General features: G+C 53.4%; 17 protein-coding genes. 12 read left to right on the forward strand and 5 right to left on the reverse strand.

The features are described from left to right. Positions 1-36: 36 nt before the first annotated feature. Positions 37-1395, reverse strand: coding sequence for a sigma 54-interacting transcriptional regulator (locus KOR42_RS14680; protein ID WP_146510592.1), 1359 nt, complete (start codon positions 1393-1395; stop codon positions 37-39). Between the two features lie 736 nt (positions 1396-2131). Between KOR42_RS14680 and tpiA the strand changes: the two genes are divergently transcribed. The 8 genes from tpiA to KOR42_RS14715 all read left to right on the forward strand — a co-directional run bounded on the left by tpiA (position 2132) and on the right by KOR42_RS14715 (position 8414). Beyond that, the gene (gene tpiA, locus KOR42_RS14685; RefSeq protein ID WP_146510593.1) at positions 2132-2902 is read left to right on the forward strand and encodes a triose-phosphate isomerase; all 771 of its coding nucleotides are present in this window, start codon (positions 2132-2134) and stop codon (positions 2900-2902) included. Positions 2903-3123: 221 nt separating this feature from the next. Continuing rightward, positions 3124-3591: a preprotein translocase subunit SecG gene (gene secG, locus KOR42_RS14690; protein WP_197441200.1), complete on the forward strand. Its 468-nt coding sequence runs from the start codon at positions 3124-3126 to the stop codon at positions 3589-3591. 141 nt (positions 3592-3732) lie between these two features. Continuing rightward, positions 3733-4602: a YicC/YloC family endoribonuclease gene (locus tag KOR42_RS14695; protein WP_231740935.1), complete on the forward strand. Its 870-nt coding sequence runs from the start codon at positions 3733-3735 to the stop codon at positions 4600-4602. A gap of 64 nt (positions 4603-4666) precedes the next feature. Then, positions 4667-5074, forward strand: a complete 408-nt coding sequence (locus KOR42_RS14700; protein WP_146510595.1) for a VOC family protein — start codon at positions 4667-4669, stop codon at positions 5072-5074. 218 nt (positions 5075-5292) lie between these two features. Further along, complete coding sequence (locus tag KOR42_RS14705) at positions 5293-5487, forward strand: hypothetical protein (protein ID WP_146510596.1); 195 nt, start codon at positions 5293-5295, stop codon at positions 5485-5487. 7 nt (positions 5488-5494) lie between these two features. Continuing rightward, the gene (locus KOR42_RS26685) at positions 5495-5641 is read left to right on the forward strand and encodes a hypothetical protein (RefSeq protein WP_197441201.1); all 147 of its coding nucleotides are present in this window, start codon (positions 5495-5497) and stop codon (positions 5639-5641) included. Between the two features lie 419 nt (positions 5642-6060). Beyond that, on the forward strand, positions 6061-6906 hold the full coding sequence (locus KOR42_RS14710) for a sulfite exporter TauE/SafE family protein (RefSeq protein WP_197441202.1): 846 nt from the start codon (positions 6061-6063) through the stop codon (positions 6904-6906). 167 nt (positions 6907-7073) lie between these two features. After that, the gene (locus tag KOR42_RS14715) at positions 7074-8414 is read left to right on the forward strand and encodes a PhoH family protein (RefSeq protein WP_197441203.1); all 1341 of its coding nucleotides are present in this window, start codon (positions 7074-7076) and stop codon (positions 8412-8414) included. Between the two features lie 120 nt (positions 8415-8534). Here the strand turns inward: KOR42_RS14715 and galT are convergent, their stop codons facing one another. Then, positions 8535-9557, reverse strand: a complete 1023-nt coding sequence (gene galT, locus KOR42_RS14720; protein WP_197441204.1) for a galactose-1-phosphate uridylyltransferase — start codon at positions 9555-9557, stop codon at positions 8535-8537. 244 nt (positions 9558-9801) lie between these two features. Continuing rightward, positions 9802-10152: a hypothetical protein gene (locus KOR42_RS14725; RefSeq protein ID WP_146510599.1), complete on the reverse strand. Its 351-nt coding sequence runs from the start codon at positions 10150-10152 to the stop codon at positions 9802-9804. A 644-nt stretch (positions 10153-10796) separates the two neighbouring features. On the opposite strand from KOR42_RS14725, the gene KOR42_RS14730 reads away from it, so the two are divergent. Together KOR42_RS14730 and KOR42_RS14735 are read left to right on the forward strand one after the other, a co-directional pair. Next, entirely contained in the window at positions 10797-11804 is a 1008-nt protein-coding gene (locus KOR42_RS14730) for a 3'(2'),5'-bisphosphate nucleotidase (protein ID WP_146510600.1), read from the forward strand. Positions 11805-11945: 141 nt separating this feature from the next. Continuing rightward, positions 11946-13721, forward strand: coding sequence for an SLC13 family permease (locus tag KOR42_RS14735; RefSeq protein WP_146510601.1), 1776 nt, complete (start codon positions 11946-11948; stop codon positions 13719-13721). 135 nt (positions 13722-13856) lie between these two features. Here the strand turns inward: KOR42_RS14735 and KOR42_RS14740 are convergent, their stop codons facing one another. Then, on the reverse strand, positions 13857-14693 hold the full coding sequence (locus tag KOR42_RS14740; RefSeq protein ID WP_146510602.1) for a carbohydrate-binding protein: 837 nt from the start codon (positions 14691-14693) through the stop codon (positions 13857-13859). Further along, positions 14690-16102, reverse strand: a complete 1413-nt coding sequence (locus tag KOR42_RS14745; RefSeq protein ID WP_146510603.1) for a hypothetical protein — start codon at positions 16100-16102, stop codon at positions 14690-14692. Before KOR42_RS14745 ends, KOR42_RS14740 begins: the two co-directional genes overlap by 4 nt. 248 nt (positions 16103-16350) lie before the next feature. Here KOR42_RS14745 and KOR42_RS14750 point away from each other — a divergent pair, with 248 nt between their 5' ends. Both KOR42_RS14750 and egtD read left to right on the forward strand, forming a co-directional pair. Continuing rightward, entirely contained in the window at positions 16351-17790 is a 1440-nt protein-coding gene (locus KOR42_RS14750) for a sulfatase family protein (protein ID WP_146510604.1), read from the forward strand. Positions 17791-18106: 316 nt separating this feature from the next. Next, positions 18107-19087 (forward strand): L-histidine N(alpha)-methyltransferase, encoded by a 981-nt coding sequence (gene egtD / locus KOR42_RS14755; RefSeq protein ID WP_146510605.1) that lies wholly within the window; start codon positions 18107-18109, stop codon positions 19085-19087. Positions 19088-19213: the final 126 nt, after the last annotated feature.

Raw genomic sequence — 19213 nt, forward strand, 5'->3', positions numbered from 1 at the left:
TGCCTGACCCGCTCTAAACCCTGTGAGCGATGATCTTTACGTCTCTTCTCCCTTCGCTTGCGAGTCATTCCCGGCGTCGATCCCAAGAAGTGCCAATCGCCGATAAAGCTTCGGGCGCGGCAGCCCCAGAATCTCCGCGGCTGCGGTCTTGTTCCCTCCGCACTGCTCCAAGACGTCCCGGACCCGCTTTTCTTCAATTTTCCGCAAATATTCCTCCAGCGGAAGAGACGATTTTCGAGGGCGAACGGTCGCAGCATCCCGTCCGATCCGGAAATCCGCCGGGAGATCTTCGAGTTCAATGACCGGTTCCGAAGTGGCACGAAACGCTTTCTCGAGTGTTCGAACTAATTCCGAGACATTGCCCGGCCACGGATAGCTCGCAAACTCCTGTTCAACTTCCGAACTCACTCCAAATCTTTGGACTTCACTCCCGTAATTCGAATCTTCGACGAGACTCTGCACGAGCATCGGAAGATCTTCTCTTCGGTCTCGTAAGGGAGGAATAAATATCGAGATGGGAGTCAACTGGGCTGCGAGTGCCGGATCGAACGTTTCGGGATCGAGTTCTTCGATGTTCAATCTCGACGTCGACATCCAACGGCTGGGAAGTGGTTGTTGAAGCGCCCTCGACAACTCCAACTGCAAGTCGACGGAAAGCAAATCAATATTCTTCAGCAACACCGTCCCGGAAAATGGTTCTTCTGTCTCTTGATCCAGCAGCCGGCGGAAGCTTCGCTGAATCTCAAACCGCGAGAGTGCCTCGCAATCGATCTGCACAAACCGGCGATCGGCGAAGGTCGTGGAATTGTGAATCACGCGGGCGATGTACTCTCTTCCGACTCCCCGTTCGCCGCGCAGAAAGACGGGAAGCCTCGACTCGGCAGCAAGCCGAATTTGTGAAACGACCCGTTCCATCAAAGGCGATGCAGCGACGACCCGACTCACTTGAAATCGACGTTGCAACTCTGCCTGCAGCTCCGCGAGACGAAAGTGCGAAGTCGCGGGTGCCGATGCTTCGGTTCCGTTGTCGTCGAGGATGATGCCCATCATCCGATAGGATGTTTCATCGGGTTCCTCACGCAGCGGAAAAAACTCGATTCGCTTTCGCGAGGACTTTCCGGACTGACTTGGGATAACTGTAAGGACCGACTTGGATATTTCCGATTCGAGCACATTCGGTGGACACAATGCCCCGGTGACAGACTCTGGAAGCGCAGAATTGGCGACAGCGATGTATTCACACTTGCGTCCGATCATCTCAGACGCGGGCCATTCAGTGAGTTCCTCGCACCCCCGGTTAAAGACCAGCAGCACGTTCCGGTCGTCGAGCACGAAGATCGGGAGAGTGCTCCGCGTCAACCATGTGGCCAGTCCACGTTTCGCCCGTTTTGACAAGACATCTCCTTCAAGCCAGTTTCATCGTTCCCCTGCACTCACCCGGACAGATTTGCCAGCGTTTGGCCTGCCTCTTGTCCGTTTTGCTCGTGCGAGTTCGTGTGAACAATTTCGACAAATCCCCCAGATCATACTCGAAGACTCGCTTTAGAAAACGTCTTCGACGCCGGTCAATCCATCATGAATCCTCGATCTATACAACTTCTTATGCAGCAATCTCACTTCTTCGAGTCTGCGAAACTCGAAAAACAACTGACGAAGTCTCCTCGCGAATCCACGCGGGCCGATGGATTCGCTGCAATGACGACACGAATGACGCATCCATTCCTCGAACGAAATGGACTCCGAGGAATGCCGTGAAACCGACAAAATCGCCTAAGATTCGACGACAGAAATCGAAGACCTCGGAAGTGATGAACACGTGGCAGCGACCACTGCCTGAGCGAAAAGCTTGTCGAATTAGGTGATTCGCCCTGCAACCACTCGCCCGGCTGCAGAACGCTTGCTAATATCCCGCAAGCGGGGCAACCGTGAATCAGCGCCGAACGTCTCGACCGGGTCATGCACAGATTGTGTGACCTCGATTCGAGCAGACTCAATTTTGACGACGAAGCCCATGAACCGGGTGCGTCAATGAGTTCTCACGAGCCTCGACTGCAACTTTGAATCAGCGAATCCGAGTTTCCTACGGAAACCACGTAAAACTCAGGTAGTCGACACAAGAGGATTGAAGACGATGCGACGTTATTTGATCGCCGGAAACTGGAAAATGAACACCAACCGAGACACTGCAGTCTCGCTGGCGAAATCAATTGCTGACGGAAGTCAGGCGGCAACAGGCTCAGTGGACGTGCTCGTTTGTCCACCATTTCCTTACCTGATTCCGGTTCAGGATGCCGCTTCGGAAAGTCAGGTCACAGTCGGGGCACAGAACTGCTATTTCGAAGAACCGGGAGCATTCACCGGCGAAGTTGCCGCAGAAATGCTTGCTGACCTCGGGATTCAATCCGTCATCCTCGGACACAGCGAACGTCGACACGTCCTCGGAGAAACGGACGCAATCATCAACCGTAAAGTCTTGAAGTCACTCGAGAAAGGACTTCAAGTCGTTCTTTGTGTGGGAGAACTCCTGGAAGAACGAGAAGCGGAAAAGACCAACGATGTCCTCGACGAACAGATGGCCGGTGGACTTGCCAGCGTCTCTGCTGAGCAGATGGCAAACGTGGTCATCGCATACGAACCTGTGTGGGCGATCGGGACCGGCAAGACCGCCAGCCCGGAACAGGCAGATTCTGCCCATGCCCATCTTCGCAAGTGGCTGGAAAGTCACTACACTTCAGAAATTGCGAATGGAATGCGAATCCTCTACGGGGGAAGTGTGAAGCCAGCCAACGCCGTTGAACTCCTCTCTCAAGAGAATGTCGATGGTGCTCTGGTCGGTGGCGCAAGTCTCACAGCGGAGAATTTCGTTCCGATCATCGAAGCGGGAGCAAGTCTCTCCAAGTAGAGCCTGATTTGACCTGTCTCTGCAATTTCACTCGTAGTTCCGGGATGGATTGATTCCACCTGTTTCACAGCACAATTTCCATTGTGTTCGTAGAGAGCGAGTGAGAGCAGAGACACTCATTTTTGATTCAAACAACCCTCCGAAACCACTTAACATTTGGCCAACGAGCGCGATCAGTTCCGAGACACGGACTGTTTCAGAAGCTGCGAAAGGAAGACATCGTGGGAACACTGGCAATCATCCTTCAAGTTCTGCTCTTGCTGACAGGAATTTTCCTGATGATCATCATCCTGCTCCAACGGGGCCGAGGTGGTGGACTGGCGGGAGCATTTGGAGGAATGGGCGGGCAAAGCGCATTCGGAACCAAAGCTGGCGACGTTTTCACCTGGATTACCGTCGTCACAGCGGCTGTCTGGGTTCTTCTCGCCGGAATCGGTGGTTGCGCAATGCGTCAATCGGGAACCGGATACGCAGAAAAGCAGTTTGCCAGTGGAGCAGCTGATGATGACGCTTCGCTGACAACCGGCGATGCCGCAGGAGATGCCGCGAGCGACGACAATGCTGACGAAGAGGCAACTCCAGCTGTCGAGACCATCGAAGTCGAAACCGAATCGACAAAACCTTCGGATAACTCCTCAGAAGATTCTTCGAACGCTGACGATTCGACGACAGGGGCACCGTCCGAGTAACACTTTCGCAGTGATCGATCGCTTTTCCTGCGAGAGCACTTCCCCTTCCGCAAAAACCTCTGGGGCAGTCTGGCCTGAGTCTTCACCCGTTTCGGCTGAAGCGGACTCCCCGAACTGAAAACATTCACCGTGTTGCTGAGTATGACTGGCCATGGGGAAGCCCGTGGACACAACGAAAGAGTCAGTCTGACCGTCGAGGTCAGAAGCGTCAACAATCGACACCTGAAGGTGGCGGTCCGCTGCCCTGTTGCGTTTTTATCGCTTGAATCTCGAGTCGAGAAACTCGTTCGCGAACGAGTCGCCCGGGGAACGGTGTCCGTTTCGATTAATGTTCGGCTCATTGAAGAGAGACCCGCTGTCGAAATGAATCGCCTTGCGATTCAGGAGTACTGGCGACAACTCAGTGAAATCGCGACTGCCCTCAATGTTGAGCCCCCGACGGAACTGACACCTCTGCTGAGTCTGCCGGGAATTGTTGAAGAACGAACCGACCGCACCGTCGAAGAATCGGACTGGCCCCTCTTTGAATCTGTGCTGGGCGAAGCACTCGACACCCTCGAAACCTTTCGACGGGAAGAGGGCGAATCGATGCGTTCCGAAATGCAGGATCTAGCGAATTCGATTCGCGAGAATCTCACCGTCATCGAACGCCACGCTCCGGATGTTGTCGTCAACTATCGTGAACGACTCACCCAGCGAATCAGCGATTTGCTCGAAGGGAGTCAGGCTGAGGTCGACTCCAACGACCTCATTCGTGAAGTCAGCATCTTCGCCGATCGCTGCGACATCACCGAAGAAGTTACTCGGTTGCGGTCCCATTTGAATCAGTACGACACGCTGATCGAATCCGAAGGTTCTTCCGGCCGTAAGCTCGATTTTCTCGGCCAGGAGATGTTTCGCGAACTCAATACCATCGGCTCCAAAGCCAACGACGTCCGAATTTCGCATCTGATCGTGGACATGAAAGCCTGTATCGAGAAGATGCGCGAAATCGTTCAGAACATCGAATAGCGGCAAACCTCGTCCTGCGACCACTGAACACTCACTCCACTCCGCGAATGAGAGGGGCCCTGAGATGCCCAATAGCCCGATCACAGTCAAGCGAATCGACCACGTCACACTGGTGGTCAAAAACCTCAACGTCTCACGGAGCTTCTACGTCGACTTACTCGGAATGGAAGAAGTCAGCCGCCCGGGCTTTCGATTTCCCGGAATGTGGTTTCAAGCGGGGACCACACAAATCCACCTGATCGAGGAACACGCGGAATCCGGACCATCCCAAACATCGGTCCCGGAAAACTGTACGATCAGCCGAACGCACCACTTCGCATTCGAAGTCGATAATGCTCATGAGTCCGCAGAAGTTCTGAAGTCTCAGGGGATCGAAATTCAAGCGGGGCCCAAATCTCGACCGGATGGGCCGACTCAGCTATACATTTTCGATCCCGACTCAAATTTGGTTGAGTTGTTCAGCTATTCTTGATTCTGACGGTGGCAACGGCCGCGAGTCTTGTAGGTCCAATTCAATCAACAGATTTTTGAGTTTTGACGGGACGAAAATTTCTGTTGAACTGGCTCTTATCATTTGTGCGAGACTATAGTTATGCTGAGTTTCCGGTCGCTCATGCGCGGAAACGGTAGAGCGGACGCAGAAATGCCGTTCCCAGTCGTCAAGTCTGTATGCCGAATCGAGCCCCCACAATGCAGGAATTGCCCAAACGAGTTGTCGTCGCTTCAATGATCGTGGCTGGATTGGTCGCGGTGGCAGCAATCTCGGATATGGTTCTCGGAATCCCGTTTTCCGGCGAACACACATTCATGATGGACATCATGTTCCTCATCTGTGCAGCCATCGTCGGCTATATGGGATGGGACGCCTTTAGAGAAATGAAGTAGGCAAACAGTGCACCCGATTCTGTTCGCTCTCACGTGCCTCGCGCTTCCCGTGATCTGGGGAGTCATCGTGCATCGTGTCTTCGACCTTATCGAAAAGAAGCTCTCCCGGGGGACGGAACGAAGCGAAAGCAAGTTCCCCGACTATCAGATTTAGGCGGGCAGATTCTGCAGCCAAGTCTCACGGGTATGTCTACGGGTAGATTTGACAGCTACGCTCAACGTCCGGACATAGAGCAATTCAGGCGTCTCTGCTGCATCAAGTGCTGAATCAAGCGATTCATGGAACGGGCCCCCTATCAAGACTTCGTTGCCCGGATTGCATTCTCATCGTTGAGCGCGTCTTCTCATCGCTCAAATTTTGCTCAGCGAAACATCGCGCCCGAGCATCGCACAACCTTCCGACTTGAAAGAGCTTGCGAATCTCTGCCGGACCTGTTGTCGCACCGTTTCTTGAGAACAATCATCGTTGTGCAGGTAATTGTGAACGGTCGACGTTGAACAAATTTCGTGATCGGTCATCATTGAGCCAGCTCGCCAGAACCAAATTTGCTGAGAGATACGAACAGGCCGACTGTGGAGTGGATTGTCGCGATCGTTGTTTCCTTTGGAGTCGGAACCCTGTCCGCCATCTTTGGTGTTGGGGGAGGCTTCATTCTTGTTCCGGTTCTGACAACAATCCTCGACTACCCAACCCCGATCATCGTGGGATCGACTGTCTGTTACGTCCTCGGACCAGCGACGACGTCGATGCTCTATCGGCAGACAGAACTTCTTGACTGGCGGCTACCACTCATCGTGGCTGGCGGGTTGTTCACGGGAGTTCTTCTCGGAAGCAACACGCTGAACCGGGTTGCCAATTCATCGTCGGGACAGGGAGGAGCCGAGTCGGTTGTTCTCGGGACCTACCTCGTTTTGTTGACGATTCTGGGGTTCTTCTCGCTTTGGGAAACAGAACGTGCTTTGCAATTTCGCCCTGTCCCTCGTGGATGGTTGAAAGGCATCTCGATTCCTCCCATTGTCACACTTCCCGAGTGGAATCGTCAGAAGATGTCGATTCCGGTACTGGCCTGGTTTGGAGTCATTGTCGGTTTTCTGTCGGGGCTGTTGGGCATCAGCGGGGGACTTCTGGTCGTTCCCGGGTTTCTGTATCTGTTCGGTTTACCCGCTCAAGCGACCGTCGCAAGCTCGATGGTTGTGGTCTGGATTGTGTCGGCTCAGTCCACATTCGCTCATGCTTTGTCAGGAAATATTGATCTCCAACTCGTAGCTGCCCTGCTCACGGGAGGAACCATCGGAGCACGGGTTGGTTCCAGCCTGGGACAACGGCTCGGCTCCCAGCAACTCCGCAGAAATTTCGGAATTCTGGCTCTTACGACCGCCATTCTTGTCGGCTTGAGACTGTTATTTACAGAGAACTAACACGCATTTCTCGGGGCCCCATTTCCTCAAGAAATTCCGGTGAAGCGAAGTGATCGCCTGAAAAGTACCTTGACGAGAACGCCGAAAACATAGACAAATTGGAGGCGTTCACATTTGATGAAATCTCACAACGAGAATTTCATCTCCTTGACGAAGGTGGAGGCTCGATGATGGCAGAACGCAGGGATGCGGTTCCTAAGCTCTTTGTCCTTGATACGAATGTCATCCTTCACGACTCCTCGTGCCTGACTCAATTTGAAGAAAACGATATCGCCCTGCCGATCACAGTTCTCGAAGAACTGGATCAATTCAAAAAAGGCAGCGGAGATATCCACTTCCATGCTCGAGAGTTTCTTCGATCGCTGGACGAACTCACCGGCGATGTGATGTGTGCCGAAGGGGCGTCGATTGGCCCATCGCTCGGAAACATCCGAGTCCTGCTCGGCGAGCCGATGAATCCACGGCTCAAAGAACTTCTCATTAGCGACTCGCCAGACCATCGAATTCTCAATGCTGCCTTGTCGCTTCAGGCTTCAGAACCACACCGACAGGTCGTCCTCATCTCCAAGGATTCCAACCTTCGGCTGAAAGCCAAAGCCTTCGAGATGCCCGCTCAGGACTACCACACAGACAAAGTCGCCAGCGTCGATTCGCTGTACTCCGGAACTCGCACCGTGTGCAATCTTCCCGGGGCGCTGATCGACCGGTTCTATGAAACCCCGGGAGAAGTCGATCTCGCCGACATTCCTGAACTTTCGAATCCGATCTCCAACGAGAACTTCGTTTTGAAGAATGGCTCAAAGTCGGCACTTGTGCGTCGACCGGGATTGAGTCCGTTCTTGACCCGCATTCCCAAACCGTCTGCCTACGGGATCACCGCACGCAACGCGGAACAGGCCTTCGCACTGTCTGCCCTGCTCGATGATTCGATCAAGCTCGTCACGATCACCGGAAAGGCTGGCTCGGGAAAAACGATTCTTGCACTGGCTGCGGGACTGGAATGTCGAAAAGAGTATCGGCAGATTCTCCTCAGCCGTCCGACGGTTCCGCTCAGCAACCGCGACCTCGGATTTCTTCCCGGAGACATTTCCGCGAAGCTCGATCCATACATGCAACCGCTGTTCGACAATCTCTCTGTCATTCGGCAAGAGAATGGAGGAGGCGATAGCGGGGACAAAATCCAGGAACTGCTTGAACGACAAAAACTCGAAATCACGCCCCTTGCCTACATCCGTGGACGAAGCCTCCAGCGCGTTTTCTTCATCGTCGATGAAGCCCAGAACCTCACGCCGCACGAGATCAAAACGATCATTACCCGCTCAGGAGAAGGGACGAAGATTATTCTGACCGGTGACATTCGACAGATCGATCACCCCTACCTCGATTCTCGCTCCAATGGCCTGACCTATCTGATCAATCGCATGATTGATCAGCCGATCTACGCACACATCAGCTTGCAAAAGAGTGAACGATCAGAACTCGCCGAACTCGCCAGCGATCTTCTGTAAGTCATCCCTGTTGCTGACTCCCGGCAATTTCCGCGAGCCAGCAGTCCGCGTTTGAAAGAAGAATCTCTCTCATTCGAAAGACTCAATCTCCTGCAGGGACTGAGCAACGATGAGAATGGACTAAATCTCGTCAATCTCGGTTTCGCGGAGAAACTTGGCTGCGTTTTCAGGCGCAACGGTGTTGATGTAGAACCCGCTGCCCCACTCGAACCCGGCAACTCGACTCAACCTCGGAAAGAGTTCGATATGCCAGCGATAGTGTGGGAGATCCTGGCTGGAAAACGGAGCGGAGTGGATGACGTAGTTGTACGGCGGATCGTCGAGGCCCAATTCCATCTTCGTCAGGACGGTTTTCATCACGTTGCCAAGATCTTCGACCATGGGCTTGGTGATGCTTTCGTAGTGGCTAGACTGCTGCCTCGGAAGAATCCAGGTTTCGAAGGGAAATCGACTCGCAAACGGGCAGAAGACAACGAAGTGCTCGCTTTCCAGCACGATGCGGCTCTCAGTCGCCAGCTCCTGCTGAATCATATCTGCAAAGATGCATCGGCCGCGGTAGTCGTAGAATGACTTTGATCCATTCAGCTCTTCCTGAATGGTCACAGGGACGATCGGGCTGACGATGAGTTGTGAGTGCGAGTGGTCCAGCGACGCTCCAGCTCGCGCTCCCTTGTTCTTGAAAATCAGACCGTGCACCAGTCGCATGTCGCGTTTCAGATCGACGAGTCGGTCGTGATAGACCCAGAGTACTTCTCGAATATTCTCGACGCTGAGCCGGGACATATTCATTTCACGATGGGGACACTCGACGATTACTTCGTGAGCGCCGATCGCGTTCATCATGTCGTAGATGCCAACGCCGCGTTTATCGAGATCGCCGTCAATCGTTACTGCAGGGAATTTGTTGGGAACGACACGAACTCGCCAGCCGGGCTCGTTGGGGCCTCCGGAATTGCGATAGGCGAGGATTTCGGGTGTTGTCGCATCTTCGTTTCCCTCCAGAAAGGGATCAAACCCATCCGTCGACAGTTCGCTTTCTTCAGAAACTCCCTGGGGGCGAGCGAGTCGGTCCGGGGCGATAATGACCCACCTTCCAACGATCGGGTCCTTACGAAGTTCCTGCATGGTTTTTGGCTCGGCCATGACGTGCATCCTTTGAAGATCATTCTCTGCTGCGCTCAACGCAGCTTATCGTCCAACGAGCACCACAGAAACCGTGGAACGGGAGCAAACATGGAAACGATCCCCCCCCTCGCGGCAGGCGAGACGCATTTCATTTCTCCCGACCAGAAAGCAAACTGGCAAAGAAAACGGGACGCACTCAATAGCTGAGAGCGTCCCGAGATCGACATGAGTGCAAATGACGTCAAGATGACGTCATGAGCCATTATTCAGCAGCTGGTGGCAGTTTGCCTTTGTCGAGCAAATCGCCGAAAGTGCCGTCGTCGCCGTTTCTGGCTTTTGCAGCTTCTCCAAGAGCTTCTGCAATTTTGTCAGCATCTTTGACGTTCTTTTCGCCAAGAGCTTTTCCGAGTGCTTTCCCGTAGTCGCTGACGACTTTCTTGTTCTTGCCACGTTCGCCATGACAAACACCGCATTTCAGCTCTTTTGCTTCAGCGATATCGTACTTGACAAGGAAACCTTTCAAGTACTGAGGTCGAGCTTCAGCTTGCTTCGGAGCAGCCGCAAACAATCCAATCACTCCGAAAAGAGCCACAAATGTCAACGCCTTCTTCATTCAAATTCCTCCAAACTTCATGAGTTGCAAATCGACGGTGTAATCTTCGGCAATTGGCATGGAATGCCGCCAAATCGATTGTCAAAAGTAGGTGCAGTCCTTCAACACGGCACCGTCCAGAGCTAAAGATTAGACTTGCGCTATCTGTCCGTGTCAACACTCTTCACCGAGATGTGAATGCGCCGAAAGAGTCCTCAATTGCCTGATCGGTCCAATTCGCACAATCGGGACACCTCAAAAGCCGCATTCATTTACGGAGAACAGCATCGAACGGAATCCTCTCTGAGTGCATGCAAATACGGCGCCGGTCATGGAAGAACGCCCGGTCTGAGCCAATTGCAACTCCATTCCAACTCCTGGAATTCATTCCCGATGATTCCCTGAGCGGCCCATTCCGTTTCGAAAATCACTCAGAGATCGGTTCTGAGATCCTTCTTCCAATCTGTTCGTCTGCCTCGAACACACCGTTTCGACGAAGCAATCAAGCCCCTCATTGTCGGTCAGGCGCAGGATCTTTAGAATCCGGCTTACCCTTGGGATGACGTTTCGGAATTGCTTACGAGCTTTCCGGGGCGCCAACCACTGAATAGAACACGACTTCGGAAAGTCGATGAGAGTGAGCCCCGCGCACGAAGGAGGTGCAGATGTCGCAGATTTATGAAGCCGAATTACAAACTGCAATTGAAGCCGTTCGCAAGGCCTCACAGATCTGTCGATCCGTTCAAGGAAGAATCGATGGGGAGAAGATGGACAAAGCTGATCGTTCACCTGTGACGATTGCGGACTACGCAAGCCAGGCGATCATCTGTTCCACAATTCGAGCCAGTTTTCCCGAAGAGCTGATCGTTGCCGAAGAAGATGCACGAGATTTGCGCACCGGCGAGTGCTCTCCGTTCCTTGATCAGATTGTTGAAGAACTGAAAGCGGTCGAGGAATCTCCCACCGCAGAACAGACTCTGGATTGGATCGACTTCGGAAATCACTCCGGCGGAACCTCTCGTTTCTGGACGCTCGACCCAATTGACGGGACGAAAGGCTTCCTGCGAAAAGAACAGTACGCAATCTCTCTGGCCCTGATCGTCGACGGAGAGATTCAAGTCGCTGCCCTGGCATGCCCGAACCTGCGAGCCACTGACGCCTGGGACAACGCTCGTGGAGTCATCTTCACAGCCGTTCGCGGAATGGGCGCCCGATTGTGTCCGCTCGATCTCCCGGATGTCACTCCGCATTCTGTTCGAGTTTCCGGTACGCGAACAGCTTCCGCAGCAAGGATGTGTGAGTCTGTGGAGTCGGGACATAGTTCTCACGACTGGTCATCACGGATTCTCAGTGCGATCGGCTCAACATCCGAAGCGGTCCGGCTCGACAGCCAAGCTAAATATGGGGTTCTCGCTCGCGGAGAAGCGGATGTCTATCTGAGACTTCCGGTCCGGAAGGATTACTCGGAAAAGATCTGGGACCACGCTGGCGGAGTGCTCGTTGTTGAGGAAGCTGGGGGGAAGGTCACCGACATTGATGGCAACCCACTCGACTTTTCGCTGGGAACGACTCTCAAATCGAATCGAGGAGTTGTTGCGACGAACGGACTTCTTCATGATGGCATTCTCGCCGCCGTTCAATCGAGTTCGGAAGCTCCGACAGCAGAAGCATAAACCTTTCAGACATTCGGTGCAGACCGGCTGAATGACGATTCTGCTCGCGGCTCGCATGCCTTCGTAAACGTCGAAGGTATTCGCGAGTCAGCCCTGACTGTTCCCCGTTCACATTCCCCTGCTGTGGACCCAGTTGCCTCCATGGAACCCTTTGCAATTGTCCTGACCCTCGGGGTCGTCATCGTCGCCATCATCGCCATGATGGTTTCGCGGGCGGGTCCCGATTTGATTCTGCTCGCCGGATTGACAGTCCTGATTATCGCAGGCGTTGTTCCGTCGAAAGCGGCGGTCTCCGGATTCGCGAACGAAGGACTGATCACCGTCGCGGTGCTCTTTATTGTGGCGGAAGGGCTTGAACAGACAGGAGCGATTGGACATTTGATCCAAAGAATGTTGGGGCTCCCGAAATCTCGCATCAACGCGCTGATGCGGCTTATGTTTCCCACGGCGGCAATGAGTGCGTTCCTGAACAACACTCCTGTCGTGGCGGTCATGTTGCCAGTCCTCGATGACTGGGCAAAGAAGTGCCGGCTGGCCGTTTCCCAACTGATGATGCCCCTCAGTTTTGCAACCATTCTGGGAGGACTCTGTACGGTTCTCGGAACAAGTACGACTGTCGTGGTGAACGAATTGGTTCGCGACGAAGGACTCCGACCGCTGAGCCTTTTTGAGCCGGGATTGATCGGATTTCCGTGCTGCCTTGTCGGACTGACCTACATTTTGCTCACGAGCAAAATTCTGCTTCCCGATCGAAAACCGGCGTCGATGCAGTTCGACGATCCACGTGAATACACGATCGAGATGCTCGTCGAGGAGACAAGTCCACTCGTTGGCAAAACGATTGAAGATGCCGGACTTCGTCATCTTCCTGGAATGTTTTTGATGGAGATCGACCGCGACGGTCACACGTTGCCTGCCGTTGGCCCCAACGAGCGAGTTGTTGCGGGCGACCGGCTTGTCTTTGTCGGCGTCGTCGAATCGGTCGTCGACTTGCAGAAACTCCCGGGGCTGACCCCAGCCACAAATCAGGTCTTCAAACTGGACAGCCCACGCTCGGAGCGGTGTCTCATTGAGGCGGTCGCTTCGGACAGTTGCCCCGTTGTCAACATGACCATTCGGGAAGCTCGGTTCCGAACGCGGTACAACGCCGTCGTGATTGCAGTGTCACGCAACGGACAACGTTTACGCGCGAAAATCGGAGACATCACGCTTCACGCGGGCGACACGCTTCTTCTGGAAGCGCACACCACGTTCGTCGATGTTCAACGCAACTCACGCGATTTTTATCTCGTCAGTCGAGTTGATAATTCGACGCCACTTCGAAGAGAAAAAGCCTGGATTGCCCAGCTTGTGCTGATCGGCCTCGTGCTGCTCAACACAGTTTTTCAGTGGGAAATCCTTCCCTCGGCGCTTCTGGCTGCGGTGATTCTGATCCTCACCGGCTGCGTGAAACCGGCTGAAGCACGGGCCAGTATTGACTGGAGTGTTCTCATCACCATTGCCGCCGGAATCGGAATTGGCGAAGCGATGAAGGAAGAGCACAGCGGAGCGGGTCCGTTCGTCGCTGAGTATCTCACCGGTTTCGCAAACGGTGAACCGATCATTGCTCTGACCATCATCTATGGAATCACGATGGTGTTCACAAATCTCATTACCGCAAAAGCGGCAGCGACGCTGCTGTTCCCGGTCGCCATCTCAACAGCTGGATCGCTCGATGTGAGCGCGATGCCATTTGTCGTCGCTGTGATGATTGCCGCAGCGGCGAGTTTCGCGACACCCGTCGGATACCAAACCAACCTCATGGTTCAGGGCCCCGGTGGATATCGCTATGCCGACTATTTGAGATTCGGAGGCCCACTCAGCTTATTGCTCTGGCTCGTGGCAGTTCTCGTCATCCCCTTCTGGTGGAAATTCTAAAGCAAGTTGCTCTTCTCGTATGCACTCGCTTTGGCTGTTTCACCAGATCAATTGCTGAGTTCGCTCGTGCGAGTGCGTGCAAACTCAGTCTGAAAGTGTACTAATGAGCCCCCGAAAACGTTTTTCAGACACGCTCTACGGCTTGAGCACCAGTTGCCGGACGTCCATGACTGCTTTGGCTGCCAGTCGTTGAGGGCGAATCTCGATTCGGTAGGTCCCGGCCTTGGGAAACTTTAAGTCTCCAACCGGTTGAAGCTGAAAGTTCTGGAAGTGTCCCGTCTCTTTGACGACGTATGAAATGGTCTGAAGCACGTCGTCTTCATGTGTAAGTACGAAGTTGACGTCGCTTCCCCCCTGCCCTTTTCCGCATCCCTGAAAGACTTCGAGTTCAACAGTGCAGGCTTGATCAACCTGAACCGTCCAAGAGACCCAATCTTGTGGATTCGTCCAGTAACCAATCGTGTTCTTGTGTGGTTGAGGTTCAAACCGAAGTTTGGTCCCAGTGACATCCGCATCGTGAGCGGGAAGAATTGTTTCACCGGAATCTGGTTTGACGTCTGTCACAATTTTTCTGGTGCCCAGAACCGGCGGATCAAGCAATTCCACCAAAACGATTTGCGGCCCCTGCTCTGGAGGATTCGCCAGTCTGATAACCCATTCCTCGGGCTCGGGAACGAATTTGAGTTCCGTGTTCGCGTCTTGCTTCCAGCTCACCTTCTTTAGGCGGCTATGCAATCTCGGGATTCTCAGTTCTTTCTTTAACTTGGGATCGTCGACCACGTACTGAAGAACTGTGCCTTGAATCTCAACTCCATCCGCATTCCCCAAAATCTGCGCAGCTTCAATCGGCGGAACTTCGTTGGCTTTTACTGCATCATCAGCGAAAGAGATTCGCGCTGACATCGCCGTCCAGACAACAGCGGTAAGAAGGACAATTGTTGCAAATGATGGTCGTTTCCCAGCCTTGATCATTCTTCGGTTTCCTCGTTGGAGTCAGCAGGAACGGATTCGTTTGATGGTGTCTCGGAATCTGATGTCGAGGTTTTCGCAGCCTGAATCTCAGACTCTCGTTTTTCGGCGGCGGGAACTCCGACCAGTGGAAGATCGGTATGGCGAGGGTGTGGAGAGTCACTCAGATCGATCACGTCGAGTGGTGTTCCATCTTCGTACCGACGAAGCAGGAAATAGATGATGGTCGCACAACACCAGAAAAAGCTGAAAGCGTAAGCAACGGGAATCATCGCCACGATTCCAGAACAAAATCGAAGGAGATGCTGCGAAGGGGCATCCGCGTTTTCAGACAGTGACAGCTGAGAGAGTTCGGTCAGTGATTCCCATCCCGTCAATGCTGAGTCGAATCCCAGTCCTGTGCCTACGGAACGAAGAGTCATCAGGAGTGTGAATTCCGTCACCCAATAAACCACCGCCAGCGAGACCCAGCCGATTGCCATTCCCGAAAAAATCAGAAAGACCGCGTACCACGGTCGATTCCACAAATAGCTGAATGTGCGGCTGAAGGCATCGAACGAATCATTCCGTTCGATGGACGATGAAACAAACATCAGCGGCCACCCCACCAGCAATCCCAGCAGGATGACTGCCGTCAATAGGCCGGCCACAATGAGCGGAAGCCAGGCCAGTGCGATCCCCCATTCCCCGATGTACGGAATTCTCCCCAGCAAACCTGAAAACCAACCGATTCCCCAGAAGAACAGCAGTCCGAGTGCGGGAATCATCGGAGCGCAAATCGCCATGGGAAACTGACCGGTCGCGAATTTCGCGTCACGAACGACCCACCGACGGTTCGCTGTGAATTCTCTGGCAGCCATGCGACTGATCGCTCCCCCGAAGAACGCGCAGATCGCAAGTCCCAATACCAGTTCCACGAATCCTCTTAGCGAAGCGTGTCGTAAGAAACGCAATGAACTCCCCGTGACCGTCGTCACCGGGAACAGAGGGCTGACGAATTTTGAGTCGGTCCGCATCTCGCCGATTGCGTGCAGTTCATCCCCGGAGGTAAAGAGTCCGTTCAGAAATTGCCGAGTGGACACGAGAGAAGACTCCGACGCCGTTTGCGTCTCTTCCGAATCGATCTGTTGATCGAGAGACATCTCCTCAGAAACTTGTTCTATCTCTTCATCAATTTGGGAAGCTGTCTCTGAGATCTCTTCGCGAGCGGGCGATGAAAAGATGCGATGAGTCGCAGACAAGCCAATCGACCAGAACAATACGGCAATCAGCGCAGTGAACAGAATCTGATAGTCGACTGCGAAACGCGCGCTGCGGAAGATCCTGAGCCACGGAAACCAGCGCTGAAACTGCGCCGTATTCGAAAGAAAAACCTTCTGCTCAACAGGAGTGTTCGGATCGTCAATATTCATGGGAGAAAGAAATCGTGCTCGAAGTGTCACAGACAATAGACCATTGACGGACAGTATAAAGGTCAGCGATCTTTATAAAGCAAACTGAGTTTTTCCGCGCACCCGGGAGGGAGACTCTTCTCGCTCGAATAAGAAATTCGAACTTCCGCGATTGTGCAAATCTGTGGGCAAAATGGTCTAATGGACAGCCATTTTCACTGACGACTTCTTTCCACTGGCAACTTCTTGCGAACCCAACCGGAGCATCGATGCCTTCGAAGATCATTCAATACGCCGTTCTGTTAGTTCTCGTGGGCAGCGCTGCCTCTTTCGCGTCAGCACAGGGAGTTGACGATCCGCAGCTCGACACTCCCAACATTCTGTTCATCCTCGCTGACGACATGGGCTATGGCGATCCCGGTTGTTACAACAGCCAGTCGAAATGTGAAACGCCGCATCTCGACCAACTTGCTTCTCAGGGAATGAAATTCACAGACGCCCACGCGGCGGGCTCGGTCTGTGTCCCGTCACGTTTTGGGCTCCTCACTGGCAAATATCCATTCCTTGCCAAGCTTGACTGGCGTCGACAACCAGTCATTCCGGAAGACCAATTGACGGTCCCTCAACTCTTGCAACAAAACGGGTATCAAACGGCCATGGTCGGCAAGTGGCATCTTGGTTTTCAAGATGGCCCGGACTATGACTATTCCAAGCCATTGCTGGGGGGACCTGTCCACAGAGGATTCGACACCTTCTTCGGCATGCACGCCTCCCTCGATATCCCGCCGTACTTTTACATGGAGCAAGACCGAGCGACTGCCGCCCCAACCGAAACCGTGGGTGACAACAACACTGAAGGCTGGAGTCCCATTCAGGGAGCTTTCTGGAGAGAGGGACCGATCGCTCCTGATTTTCGCCACGATCAGGTTTTGGACCGGTTCGCGACCGAAGCTGTGAGCACGCTGCAAAAAATCAGTTCTGACGACGCTCCATTCTTGTTGTTTGTCACACTTCCGTCGCCGCACACTCCATGGGCTCCTGCAGAAAAGTTTCGGGGCAGCGGAGGAGCGGGACTCTATAGCGAATTCGTCGCTCATGTTGACGATGTTGTGGGACGAATTCTGAAAGAACTCGACAACACTGGAGAGTCGGAGGAAACTCTGGTGATTTTCTCAAGCGACAACGGCCCGGTCTGGTATGACCACGATGAGGAACGCTTCCAACATCTTTCAGCGGGTCCACTTCGCGGAATGAAAGGCGATGCCTGGGAGGGAGGACACCGGGTGCCATTCATCGTTCGCTGGCCCGGAAAAGTTTCTCCGGGATCGGAGTGCGATCACTTGATCGGGTTCGTCGACTTGCTCGCCACTGTCGGTGACATCGTCGACGCGGATCTTCCATCCGCAGCAGGCCCGAACAGTGTGAGCTTCTTTGACTCCATGACCGGAGAAGCGACCACGAGCCCGCGTGAGACGATCGTCCTCCATCATAGTGGAACTGTCGTGCGGAAAGGTCCCTGGAAGCTGATCAATCACCTTGGTTCAGGAGGCTTCAGTCCTCCCAAGAAAATTGCTCACAAGCCCGGCCTCCCTGGCGGACAGTTATACAATCTTTCCAACGATATTGGAGAATCGAACAACCTTTGGGAAGAAAATCCGGAATTGGTCAGAGAGTTGCTCATGCACCTCGACACGATCAAACATCCTTAAAAGTCCCGCCGCCTTTCGAGGAGCAAATCTCAAACGGTCATCACGACAAATCATCACAACAGAAACAGAGTTTCCCAAAATCGCCAGCGACGAGTTCGACGATGTGGCGGTGAATTTTGCACTCAACTCTTCGTCTGATCGCCTGTGCAACTTTCTGAACCAACACAGAGAAATTGTGTTGGGTGTGAGACGGCTCACAAGTGATAAAAAGAACTGATGAATTTGCGAGATTCCCGGCGATCAAGGGTTGTCGTCACAGAGATAGAGTGCAGGATGGGGAAGTCGGAACAATTATCGCGCTCGTCGGAGGAAATGGATGCCAGGTTCAGAAGTGCAAGTCGTTCAGGATGTCGAATTTCTCGACGATGTCATCAACGGCTTAGGGCAAGATCAAAAAACACTTCCTTCGAAGTACTTGTACGACAAGACGGGTTCAGAACTCTTTGAAGAGATCTGCCAACTCGGCGAGTATTACCCAACGCGGACCGAACTCGCGATCATGGAGACTCATATCGACGAGATGAGCCGCACGATCGGTCCGGATCATGTGCTTCTCGAACTGGGAAGTGGAGCCAGTGTCAAGACCCGGCTTCTCTTGCAGTCTCTCTCGCACCTTGCCGCATATGTTCCATTCGACATTTCGGAATCCGCTCTCGATGAAGCGGTCACGAAGCTGGGCGAAGAGTTTCCGCACTTGCATATCCATCCCGTTTGCGGAGACTTTATGCAAGAGATTTCCCTACCAGATCTTGATGTCGACTACTCCGGTTCGGTCACGTATTTTCCGGGATCGACAATCGGAAACCTGACGCACGACAAAGCAGTGGAATTACTGCAGCGAATCCGACGCGTCGACGAACAATCCGACCTGTTGCTTGGAGTCGATTTGGAAAAAGATCGCTCCGTGCTGTTGAACGCCTACAACGACAGTGAGGGCGTGACAGCCGCGTTCAATCTCAACTTGCTGCAACGAATCAATCGCGAATTGGGCGCGAACTTTGACGTCAATCAATTCGAGCATCGAGCCGTCTACAATGAATTTGCACATCGAATTGAAATGCATCTGGTCAGCCGACACGATCAGAGAGTCACCATTGCCGACCGGGAATTTCGATTCCAGCCGGGCGAGTACATCTGCACCGAGCATTCGCACAAGTACACAATCGAACGCTTCTCAGCCCTTGCTGCCGAAGCCGACTTTCATGTGGCAGAATCCTGGACAGACTCCAATGAGTGGTTTGCAGTCCTGCTGTTGACTCCGGGCGCAGCAACACCGAATTCGTCTGCCGACAACTAAGAGGCTATCCGGAAACTGAGGTTTTGTGAAAGTCTGGTTTTGTTCACACTTTGCGGTTCATCAACGCAAAGGAGTGCACGGTGTCCGAGGCGATTCGAAAAGCGTACCCAAGTGACCTGACTGACC

Source organism: Thalassoglobus neptunius, from assembly GCF_007859735.1.
GTDB classification, from domain to species: Bacteria; Planctomycetota; Planctomycetia; order Planctomycetales; family Planctomycetaceae; genus Thalassoglobus; species Thalassoglobus neptunius.

Coding starts and splice junctions, on each gene's coding strand:
- tpiA (WP_146510593.1), top strand. CDS start 2,132: ATGCGACGTTATTTGATCGCCGGAAACTGGAAAATGAACACCAACCGA.
- KOR42_RS14695 (WP_231740935.1), top strand. CDS start 3,733: ATGACTGGCCATGGGGAAGCCCGTGGACACAACGAAAGAGTCAGTCTG.
- KOR42_RS14700 (WP_146510595.1), top strand. CDS start 4,667: ATGCCCAATAGCCCGATCACAGTCAAGCGAATCGACCACGTCACACTG.
- KOR42_RS14705 (WP_146510596.1), top strand. CDS start 5,293: ATGCAGGAATTGCCCAAACGAGTTGTCGTCGCTTCAATGATCGTGGCT.
- KOR42_RS14715 (WP_197441203.1), top strand. CDS start 7,074: ATGATGGCAGAACGCAGGGATGCGGTTCCTAAGCTCTTTGTCCTTGAT.
- galT (WP_197441204.1), bottom strand. CDS start 9,557: ATGGCCGAGCCAAAAACCATGCAGGAACTTCGTAAGGACCCGATCGTT.
- KOR42_RS14725 (WP_146510599.1), bottom strand. CDS start 10,152: ATGAAGAAGGCGTTGACATTTGTGGCTCTTTTCGGAGTGATTGGATTG.
- KOR42_RS14730 (WP_146510600.1), top strand. CDS start 10,797: ATGTCGCAGATTTATGAAGCCGAATTACAAACTGCAATTGAAGCCGTT.
- KOR42_RS14735 (WP_146510601.1), top strand. CDS start 11,946: ATGGAACCCTTTGCAATTGTCCTGACCCTCGGGGTCGTCATCGTCGCC.
- KOR42_RS14740 (WP_146510602.1), bottom strand. CDS start 14,693: ATGATCAAGGCTGGGAAACGACCATCATTTGCAACAATTGTCCTTCTT.
- KOR42_RS14745 (WP_146510603.1), bottom strand. CDS start 16,102: ATGAATATTGACGATCCGAACACTCCTGTTGAGCAGAAGGTTTTTCTT.
- KOR42_RS14750 (WP_146510604.1), top strand. CDS start 16,351: ATGCCTTCGAAGATCATTCAATACGCCGTTCTGTTAGTTCTCGTGGGC.
- egtD (WP_146510605.1), top strand. CDS start 18,107: ATGCCAGGTTCAGAAGTGCAAGTCGTTCAGGATGTCGAATTTCTCGAC.